This is a genomic window from Flavobacterium algoritolerans, from assembly GCF_030010385.1.
In the GTDB taxonomy this organism is placed as follows: domain Bacteria; phylum Bacteroidota; class Bacteroidia; order Flavobacteriales; family Flavobacteriaceae; genus Flavobacterium; species Flavobacterium algoritolerans.
Genome location: NZ_JASCRZ010000002.1, coordinates 263,828 through 284,679 on the forward strand (window position 1 = coordinate 263,828; position 20,852 = coordinate 284,679).

The window sequence follows — 20,852 nt, forward strand, 5'->3', positions numbered from 1 at the left end:
GTATTCAATTTTTAGTTTGGTATTATGACAAAAAAAATTAATCTTTTTGCTAACCTTAAATCTGATTTTGCTTCTGGTTTAGTGGTTTTCTTGGTGGCGCTACCATTGTGTTTAGGTATCGCAATGGCTTCTGGTGCTCCTTTATTTTCAGGAATTATTTCTGGAGTTATCGGAGGAATAGTAGTAGGCTATTTAAGTACGTCTAACATAAGTGTTTCTGGGCCTGCTGCGGGTCTGACCGCAATTGTCCTTACGGCAATAACGGATTTAGGTGCTTTTGATATTTTTTTAACTGCAGTTTTTATAGCAGGTTTGATACAATTAATATTAGGATTCGCTAAAGCAGGAAGTATTTCTAATTATTTTCCAACGAATGTTATTGAAGGAATGTTAGCGGGTATTGGAATTATTATTATTCTGAAACAATTGCCTCACGCTTTTGGTTACGACAATGATTTTGAAGGGGATCAAGCGTTCTCACAAATGGATGGCAGCAATACCTTTTCTGCACTGTTTAGTATTTTGGATTATATCCAAATAGGTTCAATTGTTATTACATTGGTATCTATGGCCATTTTGATTTCTTGGGATAAAGTTCCATTTTTGAAAAAATTAAAATTAGTTCCCGGAGCCTTAATAGCTGTTGCTCTTGGTGTTATTTTGAATGAGATTTTCATTGGTACAGGAAGTGTTTTAGCTATTGGAAAAGAGCATTTAGTTTCCTTACCTGTTCCTTCTTCTTTCGAAGAATTTAAAGCAATTATTGTAACTCCTGATTTTTCTGGGGTTATGAATCCTAAAGTTTGGGTGGTTGGGTTAACTATAGCCATTGTTGCTTCGATAGAAACTTTATTGTGTATAGAGGCTTCTGATAGAATGGATACTCAAAAACGTTATACGAATACCAATGTGGAATTAAAAGCGCAAGGAATTGGAAATATGATAAGTGCACTTTTGGGTGGTTTGCCGATGACTTCCGTAGTTGTCCGTTCTTCAGCTAATAATAATGCCGGAGCCAAATCTAAAATGTCTACCATCATTCATGGCTTGTTATTATTGATAAGTGTATTGACTATTCCGTTAATTTTGAATAAAATACCATTGGCAACTTTAGCGGCAATTCTGTTATTGGTTGGATATAAACTGGCTAAACCAGCTACATTTAAACATTTTTGGAAAAAAGGAAAGTATCAATTTGTGCCTTTTATTGCCACATTATTAGCAGTTGTATTTTTGGATTTATTGAAAGGTGTAGCTCTTGGAATTGTTATCAGTATTATTTTTGTTTTAAAAGGAAATCTGAAGAGAGCCTACTATTTTAGAAAAGAAGAATATGCAGATGGTGATGTGATTCATATTGATTTGGCTCAAGAAGTTTCTTTCTTGAATAAAGCCGCAATCAAACAGACATTAAGTCATATTCCGGAAAATTCTAAGGTAATAATTGATGCAAAAGATACCGTTTATATTGCGCATGATATTTTGGATTTAATCCATGAATTTAAAACTACGAGAGCAGTAGATAATAATATAAAAGTGAAACTGAAAGGATTTAAAAAAGCCTATCAGTTAGAAAATACTGGAGAGGCAGAAAAGCACGTTTTTGTTGAGCATAAATAACAAATAAAGTTTAAATAAATGAAGACATTAAATAAAGAATTGCAATCTGCAATTACACCAAGAAAGGCGTTAGAAATATTAAAAGAAGGAAATAACAGATTTGTAAATAATCTAAAAGCGCATAGAGATTTACTTGAGCAAGTTAATGATACTCGTGATGGTCAATGGCCGTTTGCAACAATTTTAAGTTGTATTGATAGTAGAACTTCTGCAGAACTCATTTTTGATCAAGGTTTAGGTGATGTTTTTTCGGTAAGAATTGCTGGTAATATTGTAAATACAGATATTCTGGGAAGTATGGAGTTTGCCTGTAAAGTAGCAGGTTCTAAGCTTATTGTTGTTCTTGGACATAGCAAATGTGGTGCTGTAAAAGGTGCTTGCGACCATGTAGAAATGGGAAATCTTACTGAATTGTTATCAAAAATTCAACCAGCAGTTTATCAAGAAAAGGAAACTTTAACTGAAAGAAATGCTAAAAACCCTTCGTTTGTAGAGAATGTTGCTCAAATTAACGTAAAGCGTAGTGTAAAAAACATTATTGAAAGAAGTTTTATTTTGGAGCAAATGGTTGAAAATGGTGAGATAGGAATAATTGGAGCTATGCACAATATTGAAACAGGTGAAGTTGTTTTCTATGATGATGTTCAATACATTAAAGATGATGAAAATCTAGGTTTCACAATAGCGGAATTGAGACATTAATATTTTAAAATTTCATATATTTGAATTTGATTGTATATTCTAAACAATTTAAAATTAATCAGATTAACAATCAAAATAATTATGAGCGATTTTTATAAAAAAATATTAGAGAATAATAAAAAATGGGTCGAAACTTCTTTAGCGAGCGACCCAAATTATTTTGAAGATCTTGCCAAAGGTCAAACTCCGCCATTATTATGGATAGGTTGTTCAGACAGCAGGGTTCCTGCCAATGAAATTGTAGGAGCAAAACCAGGAGAAGTTTTTGTACATAGAAACATTGCCAATATGGTGGTGCATAGTGATATGAATATGTTGAGCGTATTGGATTACGCCGTGAATGTCTTGAAAGTAAAACATGTGCTGGTATGTGGCCACTATGGTTGTGGAGGTGTCAAGGCAGCAATGGGGAATGATTCTATTGGAATTATTGATAACTGGATTCGCCATATAAAAGACGTATATCGTTTGCACAGCACCTATTTAAATTCTATCGAAGATGAAACGGAGCGTTTTAATACTTTTGTAGAATTAAATGTAAAAGAGCAGGTTTTTGACTTAGCCAAAACATCAATTGTACAGTCCGCATGGAAGAACGGTCAGGATTTAACCTTACACGGATGGGCTTACGGACTTAATTCCGGTTTTGTAACGGATTTAGATGTTAACATCAGTTCCGATAAAGATTTGGACGAAGTATACCAACTGAAATTCTAATAAAAAAAGCCGCGTTTAGCGGCTTTTTTTATTCGTTATCCAGATCCAGATTTTCATTAAATGCAGATGGTAATAAAGTAGGGATGAATTTGATTAAAATAGGCAACAATAAACTACCTCCTGGAAGTAAAAATATGGTCAACGAAGGAACGGTTTTACAAATTTCCAACAGTTGTTTTTTGACTTTTTTCTTTTCTTTTTCGTCCAAATCTCTTCGAGTAGAATAGGCTAATAATACCATTAACTCTTTGCTTTGCACAATTTCCTTTATCAATCTGTTTTTATTACGGCTTATGAGCGTAACAACACTTTGAGTCGTTTGATCGTAAAAATGCTTGACAGGATTTGAATAGTTGAAATACGGTATTTCTTTTTTATGTTTCGTTATAAAAGCATCGGTGCTCTCTATGCTTTGCTTTACAAAATCATCTGAAACCGATACTGTTTCAGCCAATGAATGCAAAAAGTAAGCCTCATTATTCTCTATTTTGCCATCACTCCATAAAGCCATTCCGGCAATATCTATCAAATAATATTGTTCTAATTCATTCGTAAAATAATCCAATTGCAGTGTTTCCAGACTTTGTACAGAGATTCGGGAAAATTTACTGTAGCGTATGGAAGCTTCAAAAAGTTTTATCAATAAAGCATCGTATTGTGATTTTTTAGATTTAATTTTTAAAGCGAGTGTCACAATATTTACAATTGTCTCTTCAATTTTCTTTAGGTATTTTTCCGGAATTTCGCCATGTATTAAGTATTGGCGAAAAGCCAAAACATCTATAAAAAGCAACGCATTGGTTACCAGATGGGAGAAATTTTTACTGATGATACTATCGTTCGTTTGGACACGCTCATCAATTATTTTTTCCAGCGTTAAGGAAAGGGAATTTTTAGGCAGTATTTTTTTAAACAAATTGAAACCTTGTGGATTCATTTGATTGTAAAACGTAACTGTTTGTTTAATGAAATTCTCGGAACTGATTTCGTCATTGGTCAAGCAAAAAACACCGTATAAAGTATTTAATAGTGCAACTTTAGAAATCTCTTCTTTAAACCAACCTTTGGTTTCAATTGTATTTACGGTATCAAATGTGATTATATGGCCATAAATAAATCCTGTTTCTCTAACTTTTTGATAAAATGTATCCGTAGTTTTAGAAACCGTTTTCTCTGAAATTTTTTGTTCAATAAAAAATTTATCTATCCAACCTGATGCCGAAGGGTTAATCATTGCTTTAATTTGAAGGTACAAAGCTATACTTTTTTGCGGTAGTTTTAACGGTGCTTTTTAGTTTAACACAGATACTACAATTAATTAGTATTGTTTTTTTAGTTTTAAACAAGATAAATTTAATTGTTATAATTTTTGATGAAAAACACTCAGAATCAAGCCGTATTTACATTGCAATGATTGACAATGGATATTAATAAAAATAGGATTTTGATACAAAAGGTGTCTATATAAAAGAAGCCCTGAATTACTATTAAAACAGGGCTTCTATTGGTATTTAAGAATTGAATAAAGCTTCAGCGGCATCCCAATTGACTACATTCCAAAAAGAAGCAATATAATCAGCTCTGCGGTTTTGATTTTTTAGATAATACGCATGTTCCCAAACGTCTAAAGCTAAAACAGGTTTCCCTTTTAATCCTTTGCCACGCAAACTCATTAATGGATTGTCTTGATTTGGTGTTGAACCGATAACTAATTTGCCATCTTGAACTACTAACCAAGCCCAACCGGAACCAAATCGTTTTATGGAAGCATCACTGAATTGTTTTTTAAATTCATCAAAAGAACCAAAAGTAGCAGTTATTGCTTCCCCTAATTTTCCTTTTGGAGTACCACCGCCATTTGGTTTCATTAAACTCCAAAACAAACTGTGATTGTAATGTCCGCCGCCATTATTGCGAATCGCTTCTGGAAATTTCGACATTTTTCCGAATATGCTTTCCAGTGATTTAGAATGTTCAACTAAGTTTTTATCCAAAGTTTCAATCGCCTTGTTCAAGTTTGTCACATAAGCTTGATGGTGTTTGCTATAGTGAATTTCCATGGTCATTTTATCAATATGAGGCTCTAAAGCATCGTAAGCGTACGGTAATTTTGGAAGGCTATAGTTTCCTTGAAAATCCAGAGTGTCTAATTCCGATATTTGATTTTCTAATTTTAAAGGGTTTTCAGATGCAAAAGCAGTATTAAATAAGCTAGAACCAATGATTGTTCCTGTCGAAAGTATTGCTGTTTGTTTTAAAAAATTTCTTCGTGTATTATTATTTTCCATAGGTTGAAAATTTATCCTAAAAAGGTTATTAAAGTAGGACATAAATTTAAACATTAAAACATAGGGATGGGTTAATAAAGACTTAAAATTTGGTTAGTTTTTTGTTTGCTACATATTTGAAACACCTATAAATGTATAGGAATTATGTAAATTTCATTTCAGATTTATATAAAATATCTTTGTAATTTTGGGAACATACTCAAATCGAATAGCCTTAAAAAGGGATTCTGTTTTTTGTAAATAAATGAAAATCAGAATATCTAAATTTTTTCGTTTGAAAGAATCTAAAAATATAAAAATGAAACATAAAGAAATAGCCTTGACAAGTTGGAGTTTACTGAAGCGTACCTATCAGGAATTTGATGATGACAATGCCATAAAATTAAGTGCCTCATTGTCCTATTATACGATTTTTTCGTTGCCTCCATTGTTAATTATTATTTTGTCAATTTTTAGCTTTTTCTTTGGAAGAGAAGCGGTCACAGGAAGATTCTTTGGGCAAATTAATGGGATGGTTGGGAATGAAGCTGCAATCCAAATTCAAGAAACAATTAAGAATATTGAATTGTCGGATAGCAATACATTTGCGGCTGTTTTTGGAGGGATTATGTTACTTATAGGCGCATCAGGTGTGTTTGCCGAAATACAAAGTTCCATCAACTTTATCTGGGGTTTAAAAGCAAAGCCCAATAAAGGAGTGATGAAATTTATTAAAAATAGGCTAATGTCATTTTCGATGATTGCTTCTGTTGGTTTTTTACTGATGGTGAGTTTGATGGTTAATACCGTGATGGATGTTATTAACACGCGATTGCTTGTTTACTTTCCTGATACTACGGTTTATATATTTTATATTTTCAATGTATTAATTTTATTTGCAACGACTACAATTCTGTTTTCAATTATTTTCAAAACGTTGCCTGATGGAAATATAGACTGGAAAGATGCTTTGATAGGTTCCAGTTTCACTTCGTTTTTCTTTATGTTTGGTAAATTTGCCATTGGATTTTATTTAGGAAGTTCAACTGTTGCAACTGTTTACGGAGCAGCGGGTTCCATTATCATCATTTTAATTTGGGTGTATTATTCGGCAATAATCCTATATTTTGGTGCTGAATTCACTAAAGTATATGCTAATGCGCATGGAAATAAAATTATTCCAAATGGGTATGCTGTCGCAATTAAGGTAGAAGTTGTAGAGGTGAAAAAGAGTTAAATTTTGATTTCTGATTTTAAGGTTTGAAGGATTTAAAAGATAGTTTTGTAAGACTCTTTTTTTGTAATTTTTTATAAAAAAACGACACATTGGCAATGTTTTTGAACTATAGAAAAAAATATAAAAATCAAAAATGGATCACATGAGAAAAATAATTCTGTCGCTTACGGTTATATGTTTAGCATTTATTTCTTGCAATTCGGTTAAAACAATCACAGGTAAAACAGCTTCACTTGAAGGAACTTGGGAATTGAATTATGTTACAGGACCAAGAATAGCTTTTAATGGATTGTACCCAAATAAAAAACCAACTATTATCTTTGACTTGAAAGAAAATCGTTTTTCAGGAAATACCAGTTGTAACAATTACACGGGAAAATTAAGTGTTAATGGAAGTACAATCAGTTTCAAAGAGCCAATGGCGGTAACCAGAATGATGTGTCTTGATGGTCAAGGTGAAAGTGTGTACTTATCAACTTTAGAGAAAAGTGATTCTTACTCCATTTCAGAAGATGGAAAAACTTTAAATTTTATCATGGGCGATATCGCTATGATGCGTTTTGAGAAAAAATAAATTTAGAGTTTTAGTTTAACCTGCTTTTCAGAACCTATTAGCATATATTTAATATTAGTTTTTGAAACATTACCGTCAAAACATTAAAAATGAATGTCATGAAAATAAAACGAACAATTTCAGTAATTTTTTTGTCACTTATAATGGCTGCTGGTTACAGCCAAGAAAAAAGTAAGAAACAATTAAGAGAAGAGCGCAAAATAGAGAAGCAAAAACAAATAGCGGCTTTGGTTGATTCTAAAGAGTTTGTTTTTGTTGGCAGAACAGCTTTGCCTCAAGGGTTTAGAACGATGGATTTGACTACGAATCCTAATTATGTACAATTTCGTCCTGATAATATCAAGAGCGAGATGCCTTTTTTTGGCAGAGCATTTAGTGGAGTTGGTTATGGAAGTGATGTAGGATTACATTTTGAAGGAACGCCTAGAGAATTTAGCGTCGAGAAAGGTAAAAAATCCTATCAGATAAAAGCAGTTGTCAGAGGAGAGAAGGATACCTATACGTTGTTGCTTTCTGTTTTCTTTGAGGGCAGTGCGACACTTTCCATTAGTTCCAATAACCGTAGTACGATTTCATATAATGGCGATATTACAGCAATTGAGAAAATAGAAGCGAAGTAGTTTAACTACGGAAGCAATAAAAAAAACCGTCTTGTTTTCAGGAACAAGGCGGTTTTTTTAACAAATAAAATTACTAAAAACTATCTTCTAATTAAAAACAATATTCATTTTCAGTCACTAATTTTGAAGTGATTATTTCTCTTAATCCTACAATATTTGGCATGTTCGTGTATTTTGTAAAACGACGTAATCCCATTAACATCATGCGTTGTTCATCACCTTCAGCAAAAGAGATTACACTTTCTTTTCCTTTTTGAGTAACGATATCTACCGCTTTGTATAAGTATAATTTTGCCATTGCAATTTGCTCTTGCACTTTGGCTTCGCCTTCTTTTTTCGCTAATTTTTCAGTTCTAAGAATAGTACTTTCAGCCATGTAGATTTCAATCAAAATATCAGAAGCTGCCATCAATAATTGTTGGTGTGAATCTAAATCCGGACCGTATTTTTGAACAGCTCCACCAGCAACCATTAAGAATGCTTTTTTCAATTTGCCAATCATTTCTTTTTCCTCTGCAAATAACTCAGAATAATCAGGAGTTTCAAATGATGGAATTCCCATTAATTCTTCTTGTACTTTTGATGCAGGACCAAGTAAATCAACATGTCCTTTCATTGCTTTTTTAATCAACATTCCTACAGATAGCATTCTGTTGATTTCATTTGTTCCTTCGTAGATACGAGCAATTCGGGCATCTCTCCAAGCACTTTCCATTGGAGTGTCTTCAGAGAATCCCATTCCACCAAAGATTTGAATTCCTTCATCGGCACAGTTTTGAACATCTTCAGAAACGGCCACTTTAAGAATAGAACATTCAATAGCATATTCTTCAACTCCTTTTAGCTCTGCTTCTTGATGAGAAGATCCTTCTCCTTCGCGAGCTATAATTCTATCTTCAATATCTTTTGCTGCTCTGTAAGAAGCACTTTCTCCGGCATAACAGCTCGTTGCCATTTCTGCTAATTTTGCACGAATGGCACCAAACTGAGAGATTGGAGTGTTAAACTGGATTCTTTCATTAGCATATTGTACAGAACTTGTAATCACTCTTCTTTGAGCGTCTAAGCAAGCTGCTGCTAATTTGATACGACCTACATTCAAAGCATTCATTGCTATTTTGAAACCGTTTCCTCTTTCTGACAGCAGGTTTTCAACAGGAACTTTCGTTTCACTGAAGAAAACCTGACGCGTAGAAGATGCGCGAATCCCTAATTTATGCTCTTCTTCACCCATAGAAATTCCGTTATCAGCGGTGTTTTCTAATATGAAACCAGTAATATTTTTATCATCACCAATACGAGCAAAAACGATAAATACAGAGCAAAATCCAGCATTCGAAATCCACATTTTTTGTCCTGTGATTTTATAATGCGTTCCATCTTCAGATAAAACTGCTTTTGTTTTTCCAGAATTGGCATCAGATCCTGCGCCTGGTTCTGTCAAACAATAGGCACCAAACCATTCACCAGATGCTAATTTAGGAACGTATTTTTGTTTTTGTTCTTCTGTTCCGTACAAAGTGATTGGCATTGTTCCAATTCCGGTATGTGCTCCAAAAGCAGTTGAGAAGGATCCCGTTGCTCCCGAAATATAATCACACACAAGCATTGTGGAAACAAATCCCATTCCTAATCCACCGTAAGCTTCTGGAACAGCAACTCCAAGAAGTCCAAGTTCACCAGCTTTACGCATACTTTCCTCTGTAAATGCATAATCTTTACTTTCAAAACGATTTTTATTTGGCCAAATTTCTTTGTCCACAAACTCTTTTACAGAGTCACGCATCATTAATTGCTCTTCCGAAAAATCTTCTGGAGTGAAGATATCTTCGCATTTTGTTTCTTTTACCAAAAACTGACCGCCACGGGTTACGTTTTTTTCAATTATATCTGCCATTTTTTTATTTTTTTAATGTTTTTTACTTATAATCTAAATCCTCAATAAAGGGATAGTAATCTATGACTACAAAAGTTCGTAAATCCCTGCACTTCCTTGCCCAGTTCCCACACACATACTTACGATTCCGTATTTGCTTCCTCTGCGTTCCATTTCGTCGAATAATTGAACAGACAATTTTGCTCCAGTACAACCCAGTGGGTGACCTAATGCAATCGCTCCACCATTGACATTGATGATATCCGGATTTAGGTTTAATTCGCGCGTAACTGCCAATGCTTGTGACGCAAAAGCTTCGTTAAGTTCTATTAAATCAATATCATTCAATGTTAATCCTGCTTGTTTCAAAGCCTTTGGAATTGCTTTTACTGGTCCAATTCCCATGATTCTTGGTTCAACTCCTGCTGAAGCAAAGTTTACCAAACGGGCGATAGGAGTAAGGTTCAATTCTTTTACCATTTCTTCACTCATGATTAGAACAAAAGCTGCTCCATCACTCATTTGAGAAGAGTTTCCAGCAGTTACACTTCCGTTCGCTTCAAAAACCGGCCTTAAACCTGCCAAAGCTTCTACAGAAGTTCCTGCTCTAGGTCCTTCATCTTTATTTACGATATAGGATTTTGTTTCTTTTTTACCATTTTCATTGATAAACGTTTGTTCTACCGTAATGGGAACAATTTGTTTGTCAAATTTACCTTCGGCTTGCGCTTTCAGGGCTTTCATATGAGAGTTATAAGCAAACTCATCTTGGTCGGCACGAGATACATTGAATTGTTTGGCAACCGCTTCCGCAGTTAGTCCCATTCCCCAATAATAATCTTCGTTTCCTGCTTTTGCAACAGCATAATCCGGAGTTGGTTTGTAACCTCCCATTGGAATAAAACTCATGCTTTCGGCACCACCAGCGATGATACAATCCGCCATTCCAGATTGGATTTTGGCTGTAGCCATACCAATTGTTTCTAATCCTGACGCGCAATAACGGTTTACGGTTACACCAGGAACATCTTCGATTTTCAATCCCATCAAAGAGATCAATCGTCCCACGTTTAACCCTTGTTCCGCCTCCGGCATTGCATTTCCTACCATTACGTCATCAATACGTTTTTTGTCGAAATCAGGCAACTCATTCATCATGAATTCAATGGTTTCTGCCGCCAATTCATCAGGACGTTTAAATCTAAACACACCTTTTGGGGCTTTACCCACGGCTGTTCTGTATGCTTTAACTATATAGGCTGTTTTCATTTTTTTAGTTTCTTAGAGGTTTCCCTTTGGTTAACATAAATTGGATTCTCTCCAATGTTTTTCTTTCGGTACAAAGCGATAAGAAAGCTTCACGTTCCAAATCCAATAAATATTGTTCGGTTACTAAAGTTGGTTCTGATAAATCACCACCAGCCATAACATACGCTAGTTTGTTAGCGATTTTCTTGTCGTGTTCCGAGATGTATTTTCCGGCTTCCATTTGGTCCATTCCTACTAAGAACATTCCAAGAGCTTGCTTTCCAAGAACTTTCACATCGCTTCTGCGAATTGGTTGTGTGTAACCGGCTTCGGCCATTAGTAAAGCGTGTTTCTTCGCTTCAGCAATTTGACGGTCTTTGTTTACCACAATAATATCTTTTCCGTGTTGTAAAAGTCCGGTATCAAAAGCTTCATAACCAGAAGTAGATACTTTTGCCATAGCAATAGTCAAGAAATATTCTTGCAATACGTTCAACTCAACATCATTTTTATGGAATAAATCCGCTGCACGCAAGGCCATTTCTTTCGATCCGCCACCGCCGGGAATTACTCCAACACCAAATTCCACTAATCCCATATACGTTTCCGCTGCAGCAACAACTTTGTCGGCATGCAAACTCATTTCGCAACCACCGCCAAAAGTCATTCCGTGTGGCGCAACCACAACTGGAATTCCAGAATAACGCACGCGCATCATCGTGTCTTGGAACATTTTGATAGCCATATTCAACTCATCATATTCTTGCTCGACTGCCATCATGAAAATCATTCCGATATTGGCTCCAACAGAGAAATTCGCTGCTTGATTTCCAATAACCAGACCTTGGTATTCTTTTTCAGATAAATCAATCGCTTTATTGATGGCGGCCAAAACATCACCACCAATCGTATTCATTTTAGACTGGAATTCTAAATTCAAGATTCCGTCTCCTAAATCTTGTATAATCGCTCCGCTATTGCTCCACACTTTTTTGCTTTCGCGAATGTTGTTCAGGATGATAAATGAATCCTGACCTGGAACTTTAGTTTGTGATTTTGTAGGGATATTGTAGAAAAAAGTTGCTCCTTCTTTAATAGAGTAAAAACTAGAAATTCCAGAAGCCAACATATCATTTACCCAAGCAGCTGGTTCAAGACCTTCGGCTTTCATGATTTCGATTCCTTTGGCAACACCAATGGCATCCCAAATTTCGAAAGGACCATTTTCCCATCCAAAACCGGCTTTCATGGCATCATCAATTTTATATAATTGATCTGAGATTTCAGGAATTCTGTTCGAAACGTAAGCAAACATTCCTGAAAAGCTTTTTCTGTAGAATTCTCCCGCTTTGTCTTTTCCTTTTACCAAAACTTTAAAACGGTCAATTGGTTTATCAATCGTTTTTGTCAATTCCAAAGTGGTAAAAGAAGCTCTTTTAGCCGGACGGTATTCTAAAGTATCTAAGTCTAAAGACAAAATATCTTTGTCTACTTTTTTATAAAATCCTTGACCCGTTTTGCTTCCCAACCATTTGTTCTCCATCATTTTGTTTACAAATTCTGGAAGTTTAAACAATTCGTGTTGTTCGTCATTTGGACAGTTTTCGTAAATTCCATTGGCAACATGTACCAAAGTATCTAATCCAACTACATCTACAGTTCTAAAAGTCGCTGATTTTGGTCTTCCAATAACCGGACCGGTCAATTTATCCACTTCTTCAATTGTCAATCCCATTTCTTTTACCAAATGAAACAAACTTTGAATTCCGTAAATCCCGATTCGGTTCCCAATAAATGCCGGAGTATCTTTGGCAACGACCGAAGTTTTACCCAAAAACTTAGAACCATAATCAGTAAGGAAATCCAAAACTTCCGTTGCTGTTTGTGGACCAGGAATGATTTCGAATAATTTTAAATACCGCGCAGGGTTAAAAAAGTGAGTTCCACAGAAATGCTTTTGGAAATCGTCGCTTCGTCCTTCACTCATAAAGTGAATCGGAATTCCCGATGTGTTTGAAGTTACCAAAGTTCCCGGTTTTCTGAATTTTTCAATTTGCTCAAAAACCATTTTTTTGATGTCCAAACGTTCTACCACAACTTCAATAATCCAATCTACATTGGCAATTTTTGCCATATCATCAGTAGTATTTCCCGTAGTGATTCTGCTGGCAAATTTCTGATTGTAAATAGGGGATGGTTTCGATTTTAATGAATTGGCTAAATGCTCGTTCACCAATCGGTTTCTTACAATTTTGCTTTCTAAAGTGAGGCCTTTTTTAGCTTCTGCTTCAGTAAGTTCTCTTGGAACAATGTCCAACAGTAACACTTCAACTCCAATGTTGGCAAAATGGCAGGCAATTCCTGAACCCATAATTCCGGATCCTATTACTGCAACTTTTTTAATTGTGCGCTTCATACTTCGTTTGTATTTGTTTTTTCAGTTTGCTCCGCCAGTTCGCTGGCGTTCGTGTGATTAAATATATTTTTGTCTAGAATTAATTCGTTGATGGTTTCGGCCACTTCAATAAAATGTTGCAGCTTCTCCTCAGAGATGTGTTGTTTTACGGTTTCATTGAATTTCAGCACCGTATTTTTAGATAATTCTCTTTTTTCTTTACCAAAATCTGTCAGGTAAATCAATACGCCACGGCCATCTTCAGGATTTTTCTTTCGGATAATTAATCCTTTTTCCTCCATAGATTTTAAGGTTCTGGTCAAGCTGGTGGCTTCCATTCCCATTTTTGGCCCCAAAGAAGTGGATGGCGTCCCACCTTCTTTATCAATACTCAACAAAGCAAAACCTGTTGCCATGCTCGCATCGTATTTTGAAGCTTCTTCGTTATACATTCTGGCTACTGCTTGCCAGGTGGCACGTAAAATATAATCTATTGTTTTATCTTTCATATGTAACTATATCGATTTCAAATATAATAAAAAAATACTATGCATGCATAATATATTGAAATATTTTTTTGTGATTTTTTATTTAAACTAAAAAACTCCCCATAAAATGAGGAGTTTACTGGTGTGTTTTTATATTTTATTTTAGTTTCCCATTAACCAGAGCAATTACTGCGCCCACTAATGCGGCCATAATAACAGTGATTACAACATCTAACCCCATAGTTTGATAATTGATTTCAGCTGTCATAGAATTCATAAAGAAATTACTGTATAGGGACATGAATAATCCAATAACGGCACCGGCTTTTAAACCTGTCGCTACATTCGAAATTCCAGCCCATTTCGTAAAAATGTAAGAGACGAAAAATCCAAAAGTCATGCATCCTAAAAATATGAATAGCATGTTTTCTTTTCCATTAGTAGGGAATGAGTTTTTAAATAGGATTCCGTAAAACAACCATCCTAAAAGAAATTGGAATATACCACCTACAATACCCGAAACTAAAAAGTTTTTTACATTCATAATGTTTGGTTTTATTGGTTAATACAATAAAGGTATTAAAAAATAACAAAATAACAGATAAAGTGTTAAAAAACAATTGAATATGAAATGAGTGATTGTGTTTTTGTTTTAGATTAAAAAAAAAAACTCATCAGCAATTGATGAGTTTGTATTATTTCGAATAAAGTCTATCCTTTTTTAAACTCCCCGCTATCCACATCTTTCAAGAACTTTATTACACCTGGAAAATAGGTTTTTGGGTCATCGTATTGCGAAAGATGACTTCCGTTAGGGCAAAACAAGAAACGCCCGTTTTGAACTTCGTTGGCAATCCATTTCATGTGTTCGGGATCCATCGTGTCGTATTTAGAACCAATACTTAAGGTAGGAACTGTCAGGGTTTTTAGTCTGGCTTTTACATCCCAATTTTTAAGTGTAGCGTTTCCGGTGATACCAAATTCACTATGGCCTTGCATATAAACATATACATTAGGGTTAATGTGCTTGAAACATCTGTTGATGGATTCTGGCCATTTCTCCAGTGGCATTCTCAAAATATGTTCGGTATAGTAATGTTTGAAAAGCAATTCACTGTATTTTGGATTATCAAAATCATTATTGTTCTCAATATCCTGTAATTGTTTTAGGATTTTAGGATCCATTTGCGGTGCCAGCACGTCTTTTGCGTAAGCGTTATATTCCGCTGCACTCGCCATCATATTGGAGATAATCAAACCTTTCAGGTTTTTTTGGTATTTCAAAGCGTATTCCATTGCGAGGATTCCGCCCCAAGATTGTCCCATCAAGTAAAAGTTAGAACTGTCCAAGCCTAATGCGATACGTACTTGCTCCACTTCCTCCACAAAACGTTCATTGGTCCACAAACTATTGTCATTGGGTTGGTCACTGTAATACGAACCCAACTGGTCGTAATAAATGTATTCAATGCTTTCGTTAGGGAAATAGCCGTCAAAAGATTCGTATAATTCATGCGTCAATCCCGGTCCACCGTGAAGCAACAACACTTTTATTTTCGGATTATTGCCTACTCGTTTTGTCCAAACGTTAAAGGTGCCTTTTGGTGTTTTAATCGGAATCATTTTGATACCGCCAGTCAGCTGGTCGTCCCGTTTGGAAAAGTCTAAATAATTTGCTTTTATGGAATCTTCCTTTTGTTTTTCTTGGCAATTAGAAAAAAAGAACACACTTATAACGGAGCAAATCAAGACTTTTAGTTTCATAACGGAACGGTTTTTATCAAAGGCTAGTTGTAGATTTTATGGAATAAATCAATGTATTTCTCCATCACTATTTTTCGTTTTAGTTTTAGAGTAGGAGTAAGCTGTCCGCCTTCAATAGACCACACGTCAGGTGTAAGTTCAAAACGTTTTATCTTCTCCCAATTTCCAAATTTTTCATTTAGGCTATCTATTTCTTCTTGAATTCTGGCAATAACTTTTTCGTTTGAAACAATTTCTTCATTGCTTTTTCCAACATCAATTCCATGGATAACGCCCCATTCTTTAATAAAATCAAAACTTGGTTGAATGAAAGCTGCCGGCATTTTTTGTCCGTCACCAATCACCATTATTTGTTCAATGAAACGGGATTGTTTCATTGTATTTTCAATTAATTGTGGCGCAATGTATTTTCCTCCGGAGGTTTTGAACATTTCTTTTTTACGATCTGTAATTTTCAAGAATCCTTCTTCGTCAAAAATTCCGATATCGCCAGTATGAAAATAGCCGTCAGTAATTACTTCATTAGTTAGCTTTTCATCTTTGTAATAGCCCATCATTACGTTTGGTCCTTTGCAAAGAATTTCGCCGTCTTCTGCAATTAGCACTTCGACATTATCAATTACTTTACCCACAGTCCCCACTTTGAAACCATGATTTCTAATATCGTTAACGGATATTACCGGAGAAGTCTCGGTTAAACCATATCCTTCCATTACTGGAATTTCTGCTGCAGCAAATATTCGAGCCAATCGTGGTTGTAAAGCGGCACTACCAGATACCATTAAATCAAGATTGCCACCCAAACCTTCTTTCCATTTGCTGAAAATAAGTTTGCGGGCAATTTTGAGTTGGAACTCATACCAAAAACCATTTTTACCGTAAGGTTCATAACGCAATCCTAAATCTATCGCCCAAAAGAATAAACTCTTTTTGATACCTGTTAACTCTGTACCTTTGGCGTAAATTTTATCGTACACTTTCTCCAAAAGTCTTGGAACCGCAGTAATTACTGTTGGTCTAACTTCTTTTAGATTATCACTGATTTTATCAATTGATTCCCCAAAATATACCGAAACTCCGTAATATTGGTATAAATACAAAATCATTCTTTCGAAAATATGGCAAATAGGAAGGAAACTCAATGCACGGCTTTTTCCTGCTTCAAAAGGAATTCTGGAAGCACTGTCCAGCACATTTGAGACAATATTTTTATGCGAAAGCATAACTCCTTTTGGTTTTCCGGTGGTTCCCGAAGTATAAATTATAGTCGCTAAATCTTCTGTTTTTACATTGTTTTTACGGTCTTCAACTTCACTTTGATTGCCTGTGTCTACACCATGAATCAATAATTCATTCCAGTTTTTGCAACCTTCAATTTCGTTGAACGAATAGACTTCTTTTACATTCGGAATTTTATTTCGAATCAAATTTACTTTGCGCAGTACTTCGGCATCCGATACAAAACAATATATGGCACCGGAATGATTCAGGATATATTCATAATCATCTTCGGAAATGGTTGGGTAAATAGGAACGGTTTGTGCGCCGGTTTGCAGCACGCCAATATCCATAATATTCCATTCGGTTCTATTATTAGTAGAAATAATGGCAATTTTATCGTCTTTTTGAACGTTCATTTTCAAGAGCGCCCTCGAAACAGCATTGGCTTTAGCGATGTATTCTTGAGTAGAAGTTTTTATCCAAACTCCATTTTGCTTAGTTGTTAAAGCATCTGGAATTGAAGTATATTTATCTTGTTGATAATAGGGAAAATCAAAAAGTCTGGTTATAGAAGTCATTATTCGAATGTTGAATTGACTCGCAAATTAAATAAAAATTAATAATAATTATTAATTTTCAAAAATTAAATAGAAAATTAAACGAGAATTATTCTATTTTACGAAAACGTTTTCTTCAAATAAAGTTTAAGAGACTGATTTTAAGCTAAAATGTTACTTCTGCCTAGATTCACTAATGAATAGATTACTCCACATCGTCTTTGCTTCTCTCTCCTAAAATGAATATTTTCTTTTTTTGAAAATGAATGTAGAATATAGCATTTAATCAAAAGCATAGCCATCGTATTTATCAATTATCACATCTTTTTCTGAGATCCATATAACTTTAGATGCACTTGAATTTAATTTTAGTAAATAGACAATTCCTCTACCAAAAATTTCAATCCACAAAATTTCTAGCAGTAGATTTTCATTGACGGTTGGTTTTAAAGCTTTATTTTGGATTTGTTTAATTTGGTATACTGTTCAATAATTTATTTACTACAATGTTGTTTACTATTTTCGAGTATTTCACGTAAAATAATCTGTTTCTGCTCTTTTCCTTTCTCTAGTATAACCCTAATTTTCTCTAGAAATTATAAATCAAAAAGGATAGGCTAGAGGCTGTTAATGAATCTTAAGAAAGAATCATTAATATCTTTTTCCTTTTTTTAATCTTTTGGCGTGTTAGTTTTAAAAACTCTGGACTATTAAAAATAGTATCGAGATTTGAGAGTCAAGAAAAATGAAGAAACATCATTTAATTTGTATGTATGATGTATAGAATAATCGCGGGTAAAATACAATCTTTTTTTAGGTCAAAAGCAAAACTTTCCAGTTCCTCTTTATTTTGTAATGCTATCAGTAAATCAGGAATACAATTATATATATTATCGTTTTTTAAGTAGCTTTTTTTGAGGTGTTTCAAAACCTGATATTAATTTTGATATATGCTCTAGTTTAATTATTTTCCTTCTTGGGTGTGATAATAAAAATAGCTGGTTACTGTTGTCAATATAAGAGAGGTGATGGATTTACTTGAAATTAATACAAGTGGTTTGTAGCCCCGATAGTAACGAAAATCCTCCCGATTTTTCATCGGGAGATTGTAGTGTATAGCGGGAGGTGACTTCCTTAAAAAACGAAATCATACTGCTCCTAAAAAAAGAAAATGTATCTTTTTAGTTATTACCTATTAGAACGTCGGTCATTATTTTGACTTGGACGTCTCGGACCAAAACTATTGTTACTGCTACGATTTGTGGTATCTGTTTTTGGTTTCTTAGGAGTCGAATTGCGTTGCTGTCTGCCTTGCCCTTGTTTAATAGGTTCTTTTGAAGCGTTAGGATCTGGCTCAAAACCTTTGATGTTTTCTATTGGCAATTTTAAACCTACCAATTTTTCTATATCACGTAAAAAGACGGTTTCGTCCGGACTGAATAACGAAATCGCTTCTCCACTTGCTCCAGCTCTGCCGGTTCTACCAATGCGGTGAACGTAATCTTCAGGAATATTAGGCAATTCAAAATTAACAACATGGGGTAATAATGGGATGTCTAATCCTCGCGCTGCAATATCTGTAGCCACTAAAGCGGTCAGGCTTCCGTCTTTGAAACCTGCTAGTGCTTTGGTCCGTGCACCTTGGCCTTTGTTTCCGTGAATGGCTGCTGCTTTGATTCCGGCGCTAATCATGCTTTCCGTCAGTTTGTTGGCACCCTGTTTGGTACGGGTAAAAACCAAAATTTGTTTCCAGTTTCCTTCTGTAATCAATTTAATGATCAGTTCTGTTTTTTTCTCTTTGGCAACAGGATATACTTTTTGGATAATGGCATCTACAGTTGTGTTTTCCGGAGTTGCTTCAACATGAACTGGGTTGTGCAAAATGCCCATTGCCAATTTCTTGATGTCTTTTGAAAAGGTTGCCGAAAATAGTAAGTTTTGTCTTTTTGAAGGCAATACTTTCAAGATTCGTTCAATGTCTCGTAAAAAACCCATATCCAGCATACGATCCGCTTCATCTAAAACTAAGATTTCAACTTTTGCAAGTGATATTAAACCTTGGTTCTGCAAATCGATTAATCTACCTGGAGTAGCAACAAGAATATCGATTCCCTGACGCAATTGTGTCACTTGTGGATTTTGGTTAACGCCACCAAAAATAACGGTACTGCGTAAATCTAAAAATTCACTGTATTCTTTTATATTAGCCAATATTTGTGCGGCTAATTCTCTGGTTGGAGTCAATATTAAGGCACGAATAGGTCTGCGACTTAAGTGTTGCCCTACTGATAATATTTGTAAAATAGGTAGTGTAAAACCGGCTGTTTTTCCAGTCCCCGTTTGTGCGGATGCTAATACATCTTTACCTTCTAAAATGGGTGGAATTGCTTTTTGTTGTATTGGAGAAGGAGTTGTATATCCTTTTTTGCTGATAGCTTTAAGTAAAGCATCAGATAAACCTAATGAGTTAAATGACATAAATGGTGTTTATAAAGTAAACACTAGTATTTAGGTTACTTTTTTAATTGGGGGCAAAGGTACTGCTAATTTTTCGATGTGCTTTTGATTGCTTGATTTTGTTTAGATAAAATCATTGTACTTCGTTTTAATCTGTTAGAAACAAAAAATAGGGCAAATAGCCCTATTTTTATCTGAATGTTTTTTAAAATAAATTTTAGTCTATTTCTGCAAAAGTATTTCCTTGCTTGATGTCTCCCGTTTTGTATCCTTTCATAAACCAAGCTTTACGTTGTGCGGAAGTTCCGTGAGTAAAGGATTCGGGAACAATATGTCCTTGTATTTTTGCTTGAATTGCATCATCACCGACAGCATGGGCCGCACTTAAAGCTTCATCAATATCGCCTTCTTCCAAGAAATTATTCATTTTTTGATTGTAATGTGTCCAAACGCCAGCATAAAAATCAGCTTGCAATTCTAGGGCAACCGATAATTTATTAGCTTCAGCCTGACTTTTTCCTTTTTGCATCTGTCTCATTTTTGCGGAAGTTCCTAACAAGGTTTGCACATGATGACCAATCTCGTGGGCAATAACATAAGCAGTTGCAAAATCACCTCCTTGAGTACCAAATTTAGTTTTTAGTTCTTCAAAAAATGCTAAATCCATATACACTTTTTGGTCACCAGGACAATAAAAAGGTCCGGAAGCAGATGTGGCATTACCGCACTCCGTTTCTACGGCATCAGTAAACAATACTAAATTTGGTCTTTCATATTGCATGTTGTTTTCTTGAAATATTTTTCCCCATACATCTTCAGTATCTACTAATATGGATTCTATGAATTTGCCTTCTTCAATTTCGGCTGCAGTTAAGGCTCTTTGTTCAGTGGGAGCACTTTTTCCTTGATTCATTTGTTCAAGAATTGGAGTTAGCATTTGGGCATTTTCTCCACCAAAAACATTCAATAACAAGATAATAATACCAATAATTCCACCTCCTACAATTGTTTTTCCTCCAGAAGACATTCCTCTACGGTCTTCAAAATTTTCACTTGAACGTCTACCACTCCATTTCATATTGTGTTATTTTTAGTTGTTTTTAAAAAAT

17 protein-coding genes are annotated in these 20,852 nt (G+C 34.9%); 6 read left to right on the forward strand and 11 right to left on the reverse strand.

Annotated features, from left to right (window positions below):
* Positions 1-24 precede the first annotated feature (24 nt).
* The 3 genes from QLS65_RS06760 to can all read left to right on the forward strand — a co-directional run bounded on the left by QLS65_RS06760 (position 25) and on the right by can (position 3,039).
* A complete protein-coding gene (locus tag QLS65_RS06760) occupies positions 25-1,620 on the forward strand; it encodes a SulP family inorganic anion transporter (RefSeq protein WP_282716127.1) in 1,596 nt (531 codons plus the stop codon).
* An 18-nt stretch (positions 1,621-1,638) separates the two neighbouring features.
* Positions 1,639-2,322 (forward strand): carbonic anhydrase family protein, encoded by a 684-nt coding sequence (locus tag QLS65_RS06765; protein ID WP_099714866.1) that lies wholly within the window; start codon positions 1,639-1,641, stop codon positions 2,320-2,322.
* 81 nt (positions 2,323-2,403) lie between these two features.
* Positions 2,404-3,039 carry a carbonate dehydratase gene (gene can / locus QLS65_RS06770; RefSeq protein WP_282712502.1) on the forward strand — a complete coding sequence of 212 codons (636 nt, stop codon included), beginning with the start codon at positions 2,404-2,406 and terminating at the stop codon, positions 3,037-3,039.
* A 28-nt stretch (positions 3,040-3,067) separates the two neighbouring features.
* Here can and QLS65_RS06775 read toward each other — a convergent pair whose 3' ends face one another.
* The gene (locus tag QLS65_RS06775) at positions 3,068-4,273 is read right to left on the reverse strand and encodes an LETM1-related biofilm-associated protein (RefSeq protein ID WP_282716130.1); all 1,206 of its coding nucleotides are present in this window, start codon (positions 4,271-4,273) and stop codon (positions 3,068-3,070) included.
* A 277-nt stretch (positions 4,274-4,550) separates the two neighbouring features.
* On the reverse strand, positions 4,551-5,180 hold the full coding sequence (locus tag QLS65_RS06780; RefSeq protein ID WP_282716481.1) for a superoxide dismutase: 630 nt from the start codon (positions 5,178-5,180) through the stop codon (positions 4,551-4,553).
* Between the two features lie 445 nt (positions 5,181-5,625).
* Here QLS65_RS06780 and QLS65_RS06785 point away from each other — a divergent pair, with 445 nt between their 5' ends.
* From QLS65_RS06785 to QLS65_RS06795, 3 genes are all read left to right on the forward strand, one after another.
* The gene (locus QLS65_RS06785) at positions 5,626-6,543 is read left to right on the forward strand and encodes a YihY/virulence factor BrkB family protein (RefSeq protein ID WP_099716301.1); all 918 of its coding nucleotides are present in this window, start codon (positions 5,626-5,628) and stop codon (positions 6,541-6,543) included.
* Positions 6,544-6,685: 142 nt separating this feature from the next.
* Complete coding sequence (locus QLS65_RS06790; protein ID WP_282716133.1) at positions 6,686-7,117, forward strand: META domain-containing protein; 432 nt, start codon at positions 6,686-6,688, stop codon at positions 7,115-7,117.
* A 98-nt stretch (positions 7,118-7,215) separates the two neighbouring features.
* Positions 7,216-7,737 carry a DUF4251 domain-containing protein gene (locus tag QLS65_RS06795; RefSeq protein WP_282712505.1) on the forward strand — a complete coding sequence of 174 codons (522 nt, stop codon included), beginning with the start codon at positions 7,216-7,218 and terminating at the stop codon, positions 7,735-7,737.
* 91 nt (positions 7,738-7,828) lie between these two features.
* On the opposite strand, the gene QLS65_RS06800 is transcribed toward QLS65_RS06795, so the two are convergent.
* The 9 genes from QLS65_RS06800 to ypfJ form a co-directional block, all read right to left on the reverse strand.
* Positions 7,829-9,634 carry an acyl-CoA dehydrogenase family protein gene (locus QLS65_RS06800; RefSeq protein WP_282716135.1) on the reverse strand — a complete coding sequence of 602 codons (1,806 nt, stop codon included), beginning with the start codon at positions 9,632-9,634 and terminating at the stop codon, positions 7,829-7,831.
* A gap of 66 nt (positions 9,635-9,700) precedes the next feature.
* Positions 9,701-10,882, reverse strand: coding sequence for an acetyl-CoA C-acyltransferase (locus tag QLS65_RS06805; RefSeq protein ID WP_282712509.1), 1,182 nt, complete (start codon positions 10,880-10,882; stop codon positions 9,701-9,703).
* Between the two features lie 4 nt (positions 10,883-10,886).
* Positions 10,887-13,277 carry a 3-hydroxyacyl-CoA dehydrogenase/enoyl-CoA hydratase family protein gene (locus tag QLS65_RS06810; protein WP_282716137.1) on the reverse strand — a complete coding sequence of 797 codons (2,391 nt, stop codon included), beginning with the start codon at positions 13,275-13,277 and terminating at the stop codon, positions 10,887-10,889.
* On the reverse strand, positions 13,274-13,765 hold the full coding sequence (locus QLS65_RS06815) for a MarR family winged helix-turn-helix transcriptional regulator (RefSeq protein WP_099714882.1): 492 nt from the start codon (positions 13,763-13,765) through the stop codon (positions 13,274-13,276). The genes QLS65_RS06810 and QLS65_RS06815 overlap by 4 nt, the downstream gene beginning before the upstream one ends.
* 136 nt (positions 13,766-13,901) lie before the next feature.
* The gene (locus QLS65_RS06820; protein WP_282716139.1) at positions 13,902-14,288 is read right to left on the reverse strand and encodes a hypothetical protein; all 387 of its coding nucleotides are present in this window, start codon (positions 14,286-14,288) and stop codon (positions 13,902-13,904) included.
* A 167-nt stretch (positions 14,289-14,455) separates the two neighbouring features.
* Complete coding sequence (locus QLS65_RS06825; protein WP_282716141.1) at positions 14,456-15,508, reverse strand: proline iminopeptidase-family hydrolase; 1,053 nt, start codon at positions 15,506-15,508, stop codon at positions 14,456-14,458.
* 23 nt (positions 15,509-15,531) lie between these two features.
* Positions 15,532-17,307 (reverse strand): AMP-dependent synthetase/ligase, encoded by a 1,776-nt coding sequence (locus QLS65_RS06830; protein WP_282716143.1) that lies wholly within the window; start codon positions 17,305-17,307, stop codon positions 15,532-15,534.
* A 1,167-nt stretch (positions 17,308-18,474) separates the two neighbouring features.
* On the reverse strand, positions 18,475-19,764 hold the full coding sequence (locus tag QLS65_RS06835; RefSeq protein ID WP_282716145.1) for a DEAD/DEAH box helicase: 1,290 nt from the start codon (positions 19,762-19,764) through the stop codon (positions 18,475-18,477).
* A 196-nt stretch (positions 19,765-19,960) separates the two neighbouring features.
* The gene (ypfJ, locus tag QLS65_RS06840; RefSeq protein WP_282716147.1) at positions 19,961-20,821 is read right to left on the reverse strand and encodes a KPN_02809 family neutral zinc metallopeptidase; all 861 of its coding nucleotides are present in this window, start codon (positions 20,819-20,821) and stop codon (positions 19,961-19,963) included.
* Positions 20,822-20,852: the final 31 nt, after the last annotated feature.

Bases quoted from the DNA above. Each gene is read 5' to 3' on its own strand.
- QLS65_RS06760 (WP_282716127.1), top strand. From the start codon at position 25: ATGACAAAAAAAATTAATCTTTTTGCTAACCTTAAATCTGATTTTGCT.
- QLS65_RS06765 (WP_099714866.1), top strand. From the start codon at position 1,639: ATGAAGACATTAAATAAAGAATTGCAATCTGCAATTACACCAAGAAAG.
- can (WP_282712502.1), top strand. From the start codon at position 2,404: ATGAGCGATTTTTATAAAAAAATATTAGAGAATAATAAAAAATGGGTC.
- QLS65_RS06775 (WP_282716130.1), bottom strand. From the start codon at position 4,273: ATGATTAACCCTTCGGCATCAGGTTGGATAGATAAATTTTTTATTGAA.
- QLS65_RS06785 (WP_099716301.1), top strand. From the start codon at position 5,626: ATGAAACATAAAGAAATAGCCTTGACAAGTTGGAGTTTACTGAAGCGT.
- QLS65_RS06790 (WP_282716133.1), top strand. From the start codon at position 6,686: ATGAGAAAAATAATTCTGTCGCTTACGGTTATATGTTTAGCATTTATT.
- QLS65_RS06795 (WP_282712505.1), top strand. From the start codon at position 7,216: ATGAAAATAAAACGAACAATTTCAGTAATTTTTTTGTCACTTATAATG.
- QLS65_RS06800 (WP_282716135.1), bottom strand. From the start codon at position 9,634: ATGGCAGATATAATTGAAAAAAACGTAACCCGTGGCGGTCAGTTTTTG.
- QLS65_RS06805 (WP_282712509.1), bottom strand. From the start codon at position 10,882: ATGAAAACAGCCTATATAGTTAAAGCATACAGAACAGCCGTGGGTAAA.
- QLS65_RS06810 (WP_282716137.1), bottom strand. From the start codon at position 13,277: ATGAAGCGCACAATTAAAAAAGTTGCAGTAATAGGATCCGGAATTATG.
- QLS65_RS06815 (WP_099714882.1), bottom strand. From the start codon at position 13,765: ATGAAAGATAAAACAATAGATTATATTTTACGTGCCACCTGGCAAGCA.
- QLS65_RS06820 (WP_282716139.1), bottom strand. From the start codon at position 14,288: ATGAATGTAAAAAACTTTTTAGTTTCGGGTATTGTAGGTGGTATATTC.
- QLS65_RS06825 (WP_282716141.1), bottom strand. From the start codon at position 15,508: ATGAAACTAAAAGTCTTGATTTGCTCCGTTATAAGTGTGTTCTTTTTT.
- QLS65_RS06830 (WP_282716143.1), bottom strand. From the start codon at position 17,307: ATGACTTCTATAACCAGACTTTTTGATTTTCCCTATTATCAACAAGAT.
- QLS65_RS06835 (WP_282716145.1), bottom strand. From the start codon at position 19,764: ATGTCATTTAACTCATTAGGTTTATCTGATGCTTTACTTAAAGCTATC.
- ypfJ (WP_282716147.1), bottom strand. From the start codon at position 20,821: ATGAAATGGAGTGGTAGACGTTCAAGTGAAAATTTTGAAGACCGTAGA.